Here is a 10,851-nt window from a genome sequence, read left to right as displayed (position 1 = left end):
TTATAAATGCTAAGATAAGAATGTACAGAGTGACCAATATTTCTATGTATAATACTAGGTAAAATTTAACACAGTATTAATGGTGATGAATATGATTTATACAACAAACGTTAATATTGAAATAAATTTAAAATCAGTTGAAGATTTATCGAAACTTAAAATTTTAATTGAGGTTAATAATTTGGATAAACCTAATTTTAGTGCAATAGCAAGAGACTTAGGAATAGATAGAAGAACAGCCAAAAAGTATTATGATGGAAATATTAAAAAGGATAGAAAACCTAAGAAATCCAAAATAGATGATTTCTATGATATCATTTCGAACCTGCTTTCAGCAGAAACTAAGCAAATATTCTATTATAAATCTCATCTTTATAGATATTTGGTTAGAGAAAAGGGGTTAGATTGCTCACGAAGCAATTTCAATTATTATATTTTAAAACATGAAAAGTTTGCAGAATACTTTAAGCCAAAGAAAAAAAGAGATGCTGTAAAATCAGAAACACCTTTTGGAAAACAAGCGCAATTTGATTGGAAGGAAGATTTGAAATTTTATTTTAGAAATGGTGAAGAATTTATTTTCAATGTCGGTAGTTTAATATTATCAGCTTCTAGATTTAAATATTGGGCAGTTTCCCCTGCTAAATCACAGGTATACTTATTCGATTTCTTAGCAAGTGCATTAGAAAGATTAGGAGGAGTTCCTCAGGAAATATTTATAGATAATGCATCTACTATGATGGATGTTGCTAGAACTGAACGTTCTGTCGGTAAAGTTAATCCTAAATTTCAGCAATTTGCCGATGACTTTGGATTTAATATCGTCCCTTGCGTTAGAGCAAGGCCAAATACTAAAGCAAAGGTTGAAAATCCTATGAGGGTTATAGACGAAATAATGAGTTATAATGGCTTACTTGATAACGAAGAACAGTTATATGAGAAAATGCAACAGATAACTAATGAAGCCAATTCAAGGATATGCCAGGCTACAGGACTTCCACCAGTTTTGGTGTTTAAAAAAGAGAAAGAACATCTTTTACCACTACCAAATAATAAAATATGTTCTTACTACAAAAATACAACAATAAATGCGAAAGTCAACTCTAATTCACTATTTCGCTATAAGGGAAATCTGTATTCAGTCCCTATTGATTTTATTGGTAAAAATATTGTTGTTAAAGTTATTGATAATAACCTATATGTTTATTATGGCCAAAAATTAATAACTTTACATACAATTTCTAATCAAAAAGTAAATTATCATGAAAATCATCATTTAGCAATGATGGGATTGACATTTAAAAATTCAGATCAAGAAGATGTTAAGGATTATGCAGCTAAACATTTAGAGGAGATGAAAAAGTTTAATGAACAGTTATCAACAGTTACAGGAGAACTTACGTGAGCTTAAGTTAACACAAATGAGTCTTCAGATTGATGATTATATTAATAAAATAAATGATCATAAAACAAGTATTGTAGATGCTTTATGTGAATTAACTAGTAAAGAGGTTGAAGTTAAAAACTTTAATGCTGCACATGCTATGGTTAAGGTAGCTGGCTTTCCGCACCTGAAAGAGTTAAAAGATTTTGACTTTGAATTTCAACCTAAAATAAATAAGCAACAATTTTTGGACTTTGAAAGTTTAAGGTTTTTAGAAAATAACAGCAGTATTATTTTGATAGGGAATAGCGGTGTGGGTAAAACCCACCTTGCGACCTCAATTGGGATTGCTGCTGCAAAGAAAAGAGTAAGTACTTATTTTATAAAGTGCCAAGATTTAATAGAACAATTAAAAAAGGCTTACTTAGAAAATAAACTTGACGATAGGATAAAACATTTTAGTAAATATAAACTTCTTATAATTGATGAAATTGGCTATTTACCTATTGGTGAGCAGGAAGCAAAAATGTTTTTTCAACTTATAGATAGGCGTTATGAAAAGAAAAGTACAATAGTTACTAGCAATATAAATTTATCCGACTGGAATCAAATATTTGTGGATAATATGCTCGCTAGTGCTATTTTAGATAGACTTGTCCATCATTCTACTATTGTTAACATTTTAGGAAACTCTTATAGAACTGCTACTGCATTATCCAAAATAGCAGATAAAAACAACTGAACAATTGTACATAAAAATATTGTCACAATTGTTCAAAAAAATCTTGACATTAATAAATTGTTGTTAAATCGCTTTTATAAGTATATAATTTTCTAATATATAATTAAAAATAAATAAATGAATTTTATTTAATTTGTATATTAAAAATCATAGTTATAACTTAAGGGAGGTTTCACTATGCCAGCAGGAAATGGAGTAAATTGTAGATATTGTCCTGAATTTGATAAAGGTAGATGTGATGGAACTGATACAGGATGTTTATGTTACAAATGTCCAAGACATTTAGGTCAATGTAAATGTGTTAAATATTGTAGAGAAACAGAATCTATATTAATTTTTGATGATGAGGAAAATAGGAGCTATTAAGAGTAGCTCCTATTTTTTTATGATTATTATTCAAGAAATATAATCACAAAATTAATGTAAATAAAATATGATAAAAAATAAGAAGTGGTATTATAAATTAAGTCAAATTGATTATATGAAATGCAAAAAAATATTAAAACTTAAAAAAATAGCAAAAAACATTAAGGATATAGTTGTATAAAATGTAAGAAAGTAGTAAAATATCAAAAAGCAATAAATAAAAATATAATATTTGGGGGCAAGAAAAATGATTAGAATATTAACAAACGACGGGTTGCAACAAGGGGCAGTTGACAAGCTAGTTTCAATGGGATTTAAAGTTGTTAATACACACTATGATAAGGATGTATTAGGTGAGGTTTTAAAAGATTTCGATGTATTAGTAATAAGGTCTGCAACTAAGATAACAGCAGATATACTTGATGCTGAAGAAGGGGGAAAGCTTAAATTAATTATTAGAGCTGGTGTGGGGATAGATAACATTGATGTAAACTATGCTACAGAAAAAGGTATAATAGTTAAGAATACACCTAATGCAAGTTCAGATTCTGTTGCAGAGTTAGCTATTGGGCATATGTTTGCAGTAGCTAGATTCTTAGGAGTATCAAATTACACTATGAGAAATGGACAATGGAATAAGAAAAAATATGAGGGGATTGAATTAGGTGCTAAAACTCTTGGAATTATAGGTATGGGTAGAATCGGTAGAGCATTAGCCACTAAAGCTACTGCATTGGGGATGAATGTTGTTTACAATGACATATTTGGAAAACAAAATAATCTTTCATATGATTTTCTAGAATTTGATGACTTATTAAAGAAATCAGATTTTATTTCATTACATGTTCCTTATGACAAAAATAAGGGATCTTTAATAGGTAAAAATGAAATTGAAAAAATGAAGGATGGAGTATATTTAATTAATTGCTCTAGAGGTAAGGTTGTTGATGAAAAAGCATTATTAGATGCATTAAATGTTGGAAAAGTAGCTGGGGCAGGAATTGATGTTTTTGAGGAAGAACCAACCAATAATAAAGAGTTAGTAAATCATCCTAATGTTAGTGTTACACCACATATTGGTGCGGCAACAAAGGAAGCTCAAAATAGAATTGGTGAAGAAGTAGTAACAACCATAGCTAATTATTTTGAGCAAGAGGTTTCTTCTATTGCAGCTAAAACTATAGAATCTGTGTAATTTATATTATTAGATTGAATATAAGTAATAGTTAATTGAGGGCAAGTTTAAGGAGGATAACCAATGGCAATTATAAAACCATTTAAAGCATATAGACCAGTAAAGGAGTTAGCTTCAAAGATTGCAGCATTACCTTATGATGTAATGAATACTGAAGAAGCTCGTGAAATGGTAGAAGAAAATGAATATTCTTTTTTACATGTAGATAGGGGAGAAATTAATTTCCCAGGAAAAGTTAATATATATAGTGAAGAAGTGTATAAAAAATCTAGAGAAGTTTTAGATGAAATGATAGAAAAGAAATATTATATCCAGGATGAAAATCAATGCTTTTATATTTACAGACAAACTATGAATGGTAAAAGTCAAATTGGATTGGTAATGTGTGCTTCAGTAGACGATTATATAAATAATATAATTAAAAAGCATGAAAAAACTAGAGCAGATAAAGAACGTGATAGAATAAATCATGTTGATTATTGTGATGCGCATACTGGACCTATATTTTTAACTTATAGAGAAAATTATGGTATTTCTAAAATAATAGATGAAAGTATAAAAGAAGAGCCAGTTTATGACTTTATATCAGAAGATGGTAATGGACATACTGTATGGGTAATTAATGATGAAGAAAAGATAAATAAATTAATACATTTATTTAAGGATGTTAAATACATGTATATAGCAGATGGCCATCATAGAACTAAATCTGCAGTTGAAGTATGCTTAAAAAGAAGAAAAGAAAATCCTAATTATAATGGAACTGAAGGATTTAACTATTTCTTAGCTATAGCATATCCAGATAGTGAGTTAGAAGTTTTAGATTATAATAGAACTGTGAAGGATTTAAATGGACTTTCAAAGGAGGCATTTTTTAAAGCTGTAGAGGAGAAATTTACAGTGGAAAAGACATTAAATAATGAAAGATTTAAACCTGATAGTAAGCATACATTTGGTATGTATATTGATAAAGAGTGGTATAAATTAGAGGCAAAAGAAGGAAGTTTTGATGAAAATGATCCAACCGACAGGTTGGATGTATCTATTCTTCAAAATAATTTATTATCTCCTATATTAGGAATTGATGATCCTACAAAATCAGATAGAATTGAATTTATAGGTGGAATAAGAGGGCTAAAGGAATTAGAAAAGAGGGCAAATAATGATATGAGAGTAAGCTTTGCTATGTATGCTACTACTATTGAGGATATAATGAGCATAGCTGATGCAGGAAAGATAATGCCACCTAAGTCTACATGGTTTGAACCAAAACCTAGAAGTGGATTATTTGTTCATAAGCTTACAGAGGTTCATAAATAATAAAATATATTAATAATAAAATAAAGAGGGCTATTAAAAAACAAAATATAATGAAAAATTGGGGGGACATTTTTATGTCAAGAGTATATAATTTTGCAGCAGGACCAGCAGTGTTACCAGAAGAGGTTCTTAAAGAAGCAGCAGAAGAAATGTTAGATTATAGAGGAACAGGAATGTCTGTAATGGAAATGAGCCATCGCTCTAAAGCATTTGAAGAAATTATTCAGGATGCAGAAAGAGATTTAAGAGAATTAATGAACATCCCAGATAATTATAAGGTGCTATTCCTTCAAGGTGGAGGCTCAACACAATTTGCAATGATTCCAATGAATCTAATGAAAAATAGAGTTGCGGATTATATTATAACAGGTCAATGGGCTAAAAAAGCAGCAGCAGAAGCAAAAAGGTATGGAAAGGTAAATGAGTTGGCTTCATCAGCAGATAAGACATTTTCTTATATTCCTGATGTAAGCAAGATAGAAGTTAGTGATGATGCAGATTATGTGTATATCTGCCATAACAATACAATCTATGGAACTACTTATCATAATCTTCCTGATACAAAAGGAAAAGTTTTAGTTGCTGACATGTCATCAGATATATTATCACAACCTATCGATGTTACTAAATACGGATTAATATTTGCTGGAGTTCAAAAAAATATTGGACCAGCAGGTACAGTAGTTGTAATAATACGTGAAGATTTAATTACAGAGGATGTACTCGAAGGAACTCCAACAATGCTTCAATATAAGATACATGCAGATAATAAATCTTTATATAATACTCCACCTGCTTATGGAATTTATATTTGTGGTAAGGTATTTAAACATCTTAAAAAGTTAGGTGGATTAGAAGCTATGAAAGTTAGAAATGAAGAAAAGGCCAAAATTCTTTATGATTTTCTTGATTCAAGTGAATTATTTAAAGGTACAGTTGTAAAGGCGGATCGTTCTTTAATGAATGTACCATTTGTAACAGGAAATAAGGACTTAGATTCTAAGTTCATTAAGGAAGCTAAAGAAGCAGGAATTGAAAATATTAAAGGGCATAGAACAGTTGGTGGTATGAGAGCAAGTATTTATAATGCTATGCCAATTGAAGGTGTTAAATATTTAGTTGAATTTATGAAGAAGTTTGAAGCTGAAAATAAATAATTAAATAATAAAGAGTTAAGGCTTAATAAAAGTCTTAACTCTTTATAGATTATTGAAGTTTATTTAACATTGTTTTTAAGATAAATGTTGAGTTTTTCACTCCAATTGGAGTGAATTTTTCAAAGTCCATATGAGCTCCGTTATTAGCATTATCAGAAATAGATCTAATAACAACAAAAGGTATATTGTTTAAGTAACAAACGTGAGCAATACTTGCTCCTTCCATTTCACAAGCTAATGCTTGGAATTCTTTTTCTAGCCATTGAATTTTATCTAATGAAGCAACGAACATATCTCCAGATACTATTCTTCCTGAGAATGTCTTGAAATCAGAAGCTTCAGCACATGCAGCTTTAGCAGTTTCAACTAATTTTTCATCACATTTAAAATCAAATGTATCCATTCTAGGAATTTGCCCTACAGGATCACCGAAAGCAGTAGTATCCATATCGTATTGAACTAAATTTTCAGCTATAACAACATCACCAGGGAATATGTCCTTTCCTATTCCACCAGCAACACCAACGTTTATTACAGAAGAAACATTATATTCAGATACAAGTATTTGAGTACAAACAGCAGCATTTACTTTACCAATACCACATACTACAGCCACAACGTTGTGTCCCCATAACTTTCCTTTGTGGAATTTCATTTTTGCTTTTTCTTCAACAGTTTCTAATTCCATGTCTTTTAATAGAATTTCTAATTCTTCAGACATAGCACCAATTATTCCTAAAATCATATTAAACCTCCATTTATAAATATATAGTTTTACATAAACTGAATTTTTTGCTTAAGATGGAGTTTTAATTCCACCTTAAGGTTAGAACTCTTTATCTAGGGATGTGTCCGTTGTTATTTCCTACATAATGATGTGGAATGTTACAACGACTAGCCATCAGATAAAATATATTATATACTTTCATGTAAGTATTTAATAGTAGAGAAATATAAATATAGTGTAAAAACGGTTAAATTAGTTACTTGTATAAATAAGGGCTATAGTTTAAAATAAGTAACAATATATTATAAACGTTAAAGGAGAAACTGAAGATGGCATTAAATGAATTTTGTAGAACTGAATTACTAGTTGGTGAAGAGGGAATAAATAAGTTACATAATTCAAAAGTAATTGTTTTTGGAATTGGCGGAGTTGGAAGTTTTGTTGTTGAAGCATTAACAAGAGCTGGTGTAGGTAACTTAATATTAGTAGACAATGATACTATATGTATTTCAAATTTAAATAGACAAATACATGCAACACAAGCTACTGTTGGAATGATAAAAGTAGAAGCAATGAAGGAAAGAGTTATTTCTATTAATCCAAAATGTAACGTTGAAGCTAAACAAGTATTTATTACAGCTGATAATATATCTGAGATTATTCCATCAGATGTTGATTATGTAGTAGATGCTATAGATACAGTTACATCAAAATTAGCATTAGCTGAATATTGCTACAAAAATAATATAAATATAATAAGCTCAATGGGAACTGGAAATAAGATGGATCCAACTCAATTTAGAGTTTCTGATGTATTTAAGACAAAGGTATGCCCTTTAGCAAAGGTTATGAGACATGAATTAAGAAAAAGAGGAGTAAAGAAATTAAAGGTTGTTTACTCTGAAGAAATGCCAATGACACCAGATAAGGGAAGGGCTGTACCATCAGCAAAAAGACAAACTCCAGGAAGTATATCATTTGTACCACCAGTAGCTGGAATGATAATAGGTGGAGAAGTTATTAAAGACTTAACAGGAATAAAATAAAAAAGTGCACAGCAACTTTTTTAGTTAGTAGTTTTGAGTTAATAGTTAAGGATGAAACTTCTAGTGGAGTTTCTTAAAATATATATTTTTTTAAATTCAGTTCAGCTGAATTTGGTCCTTGACTATTAATTATTAACTTCTAACTAAAATATTATTTTGCAGTATTTTTAAATGATTAAGATAAGGTTAAATTTATATCATAATGTTCCCCAGTTAAATTAAACAGCAAGCTTTCTAATGAATTTTCAGCATTTTTTAGGGTTTGTGTATAGAAATCTTGATTATTCATTTTTTTACTAAACATATCATTAGCATTTATATATATTTCATTTATTTCTTCGGAAGAAAGCTTTAAATCACCAAACCTAAGAAGACCAACTTCTGTATCACCATATATAGTTTTATTTTCATCAATATCTATACTGAAAATATCTATCTTTGGTATTGTAATATATATTTCCTTATTTGAGTTATCAATTTTTATATTATTAGTAGATAAGGTTGAAAAATCTATTGAATAAGAGCAATTAGCAAAAAAGGTTATTTTTTTGGATTTTTTAAATATATCTAAATTAAAATAAGTATTATCTACTGTTAAGGTTTCACTAAGTTCAATTTCTAGTGGAATTAACTTATTTACATCTTTAATTTCATTAATCAATGTATCCTCAGTTAAAATTTCAGATGATTTTATATTTAGAGCATTAGGAAGTAAATTTTTCAGCTTATTGGGATATTTAGTATATAAAAGAATTAATGATAAAAATATTATAAAAATTATAAGAAATATTAATTTGAAAGTTTTAAATTTATATTTTCTTTTAGATAAAAAAATAATAACCCCCACCTTGAACTATTGATATAATTAAATTCACATAAATTAAATATATTAGTTAATAAGTAATGATATTACAGTAAGTAATATTTATATTTTTACTATAAAGTTAGTTGAGTTTTTTACTACTTTGTTTGTATAATAAGAATAGCTTAAAATGTGGTTTAGGAGAGTTAGTATGGATAATCAAAAGGGAGTAAATATAGAGCTTATAAAGGGTACATTAGATGATTATATAATTAAGGATAAAGATAAAATTGTAATAGGAAGATTTACAATAACGGAATTAGATAAAGAAAATAAAAAGTGTAATTTGAAGCTAAAGTTCTATAGAGAAGATAATTATGATTTATTAAAGATAACATTAGAAGCGATATTGAAGGCTGTATTTAAAAATAATAATATTTTTAAGGCTAATGTTACAGTAAGTGAAAATATAAATTTAAAACCATTTTTAGATAGTGGATTCATATTGGAAGCTATTTTTACAGACAATATATTCTTAAAGGGATGCTTTTATGATGAGTTAAGCTTTGGAATTAATAGAAATGATTATTTATGCTCAAGTAGGGCTAACATAGTTGAACTTATAGGAAAAAATGTTGTAATTAGAAACTTTACACCAGATGATGCTCAAGAGTTATTAGAATACTATATAAGAAATAAAGAACACTTGAGAGAATTTGAACCAGTAAGAGATAATAGCTTTTTTACTTATGAAGTACAAAAAGAGTTATTATTAGAAAGCTATAGGCAATTAATGACTGGTGTATGTAGTGATTTAGGAATATATTTATCTGGTAAGCTTATTGGAAAGATTAAGATTTCTAATATCGTTTATGGAGTATTTAAAAGTGGGATATTAGGTTATGCTATAGATAAAGATTATGAGGGTATGGGATATATGAAGGAATCTATAAATTTAATATTAGATTACGCAAAGGATTATTTAGATTTACACAGATTAGAGGCATCTGTATTAACTACTAATGAAAGATCAAAGGGTGTTTTATTATCTTGTGGTTTTGAGGAGATAGGTCTTAATAAAAAGTATTTATATATAAATGGTAAGTGGAGTGATCATATTACATTTTATAAAATTCTCTAAATTTTTGGGAGGTGTTTATTATGGGGGTTAAATTAAGGGGAAAAAGTACTGTTATTAAAGCTTTGAATAATAATATGGTGCTGGTAAAAGATCAAGGTGTGGAAAAGATTCTTTTATCTAAAGGTATAGGGTTTAATAAAAGGTTTGGAGATATTTTAGAAGAAAATTTAGAAGTAGATAAGATTTTTTCAATTGAAGATGAAAGAAATCAACAGAATTTAAAAGAAGTTTACAATAGAGTAGATGGTGAATTTATTGCTATTTGTGAAGAGGCTATTGCTGAAATATCAGAGGAATTAGGAGAAGAACTTAATGAATCCATCCATATTGGATTGATAGATCATTTAGCAGTAGCAATGAAAAGATTAAAAAATAAAGAGGAAATAAGTAATCCGTTTATTGTAGAAATTGAGACTTTATATAATGTTGAATTTGAAATGGCAAAAAAGATTATTAAAAAGCTTCAACGTAAATATAGAGTGAAGTTTCCACAGGGAGAGATTGGATTTATAACTTTGCATATACATTCGGCAAGAAATGGAAGAAAGCTATCCAATACAATAAAATATAGCTATTTAGCTAATAGAATAGTAGCTCATATAGAAAAAAGATTTAATGCAAAAATAAATAAAAGGTCTCTTGATTATGCTAGATTTTTATCTCACATAAGATTTACTATTGAAAGAATATTGACAGATACTTTATTAAAAAATGATTTAATTGATGCAATTAAGGAATCTTATCCTATATCTTATGAAATTGCAGAAGAAGTATCTAAGATAATTGAAACTTCATTAGATAAAAAGGTACAGGAAGATGAAATTGCGTATATAGCAATGCATATTGAAAGATTTAGATTAACGTTATGTAAATAAAAAATAGCTGAGGCATTGCCGAGGGCACTGAAAAACTTAATGTTTTTCAAGTGCGGTTATCCACAAAGTAAAAAATAGTTAATGAAGCTGAAGCTT

At 28.4% G+C, this 10,851-nt stretch carries 11 protein-coding genes; 9 read left to right on the top strand and 2 right to left on the bottom strand.

Annotated features, from left to right (window positions below; all coding sequences use genetic code 11):
* The first annotated feature begins 91 nt into the window (after positions 1–91).
* From istA to serC, 6 genes are all read left to right on the top strand, one after another.
* Positions 92–1,405, top strand: a complete 1,314-nt coding sequence (istA, locus tag HCG70_RS16760) for an IS21 family transposase (protein WP_195951807.1) — start codon at positions 92–94, stop codon at positions 1,403–1,405.
* Positions 1,368–2,126 (top strand): IS21-like element helper ATPase IstB, encoded by a 759-nt coding sequence (istB, locus tag HCG70_RS16755; protein WP_195951808.1) that lies wholly within the window; start codon positions 1,368–1,370, stop codon positions 2,124–2,126. The genes istA and istB overlap by 38 nt, the downstream gene beginning before the upstream one ends.
* 177 nt (positions 2,127–2,303) lie before the next feature.
* Complete coding sequence (locus HCG70_RS16750) at positions 2,304–2,492, top strand: hypothetical protein (protein WP_042397426.1); 189 nt, start codon at positions 2,304–2,306, stop codon at positions 2,490–2,492.
* Positions 2,493–2,739: 247 nt separating this feature from the next.
* A complete protein-coding gene (locus HCG70_RS16745) occupies positions 2,740–3,687 on the top strand; it encodes a D-2-hydroxyacid dehydrogenase (protein WP_042397428.1) in 948 nt (315 codons plus the stop codon).
* Between the two features lie 63 nt (positions 3,688–3,750).
* Entirely contained in the window at positions 3,751–5,007 is a 1,257-nt protein-coding gene (locus HCG70_RS16740) for a DUF1015 domain-containing protein (RefSeq protein WP_042397432.1), read from the top strand.
* A gap of 74 nt (positions 5,008–5,081) precedes the next feature.
* On the top strand, positions 5,082–6,164 hold the full coding sequence (gene serC / locus HCG70_RS16735) for a 3-phosphoserine/phosphohydroxythreonine transaminase (protein ID WP_042397436.1): 1,083 nt from the start codon (positions 5,082–5,084) through the stop codon (positions 6,162–6,164).
* Between the two features lie 49 nt (positions 6,165–6,213).
* Here serC and HCG70_RS16730 read toward each other — a convergent pair whose 3' ends face one another.
* Entirely contained in the window at positions 6,214–6,909 is a 696-nt protein-coding gene (locus HCG70_RS16730) for a 5'-methylthioadenosine/adenosylhomocysteine nucleosidase (protein WP_042397438.1), read from the bottom strand.
* Between the two features lie 311 nt (positions 6,910–7,220).
* On the opposite strand from HCG70_RS16730, the gene HCG70_RS16725 reads away from it, so the two are divergent.
* Positions 7,221–7,937: a ThiF family adenylyltransferase gene (locus tag HCG70_RS16725; protein WP_042397441.1), complete on the top strand. Its 717-nt coding sequence runs from the start codon at positions 7,221–7,223 to the stop codon at positions 7,935–7,937.
* Between the two features lie 175 nt (positions 7,938–8,112).
* On the opposite strand, the gene HCG70_RS16720 is transcribed toward HCG70_RS16725, so the two are convergent.
* The gene (locus HCG70_RS16720) at positions 8,113–8,598 is read right to left on the bottom strand and encodes a DUF4230 domain-containing protein (RefSeq protein WP_172676184.1); all 486 of its coding nucleotides are present in this window, start codon (positions 8,596–8,598) and stop codon (positions 8,113–8,115) included.
* A gap of 352 nt (positions 8,599–8,950) precedes the next feature.
* On the opposite strand from HCG70_RS16720, the gene HCG70_RS16715 reads away from it, so the two are divergent.
* Both HCG70_RS16715 and HCG70_RS16710 read left to right on the top strand, forming a co-directional pair.
* Entirely contained in the window at positions 8,951–9,880 is a 930-nt protein-coding gene (locus HCG70_RS16715) for a GNAT family N-acetyltransferase (protein WP_042397444.1), read from the top strand.
* Between the two features lie 20 nt (positions 9,881–9,900).
* Positions 9,901–10,755, top strand: coding sequence for a PRD domain-containing protein (locus HCG70_RS16710; protein ID WP_042397447.1), 855 nt, complete (start codon positions 9,901–9,903; stop codon positions 10,753–10,755).
* Positions 10,756–10,851 lie beyond the last annotated feature (96 nt).

The organism is Clostridium sp. K04, assembly GCF_019734375.1.
In the GTDB taxonomy this organism is placed as follows: Bacteria; Bacillota; Clostridia; order Clostridiales; family Clostridiaceae; genus Clostridium; species Clostridium saudiense.
This window is presented reverse-complemented; position numbering and strand designations above follow the sequence as displayed.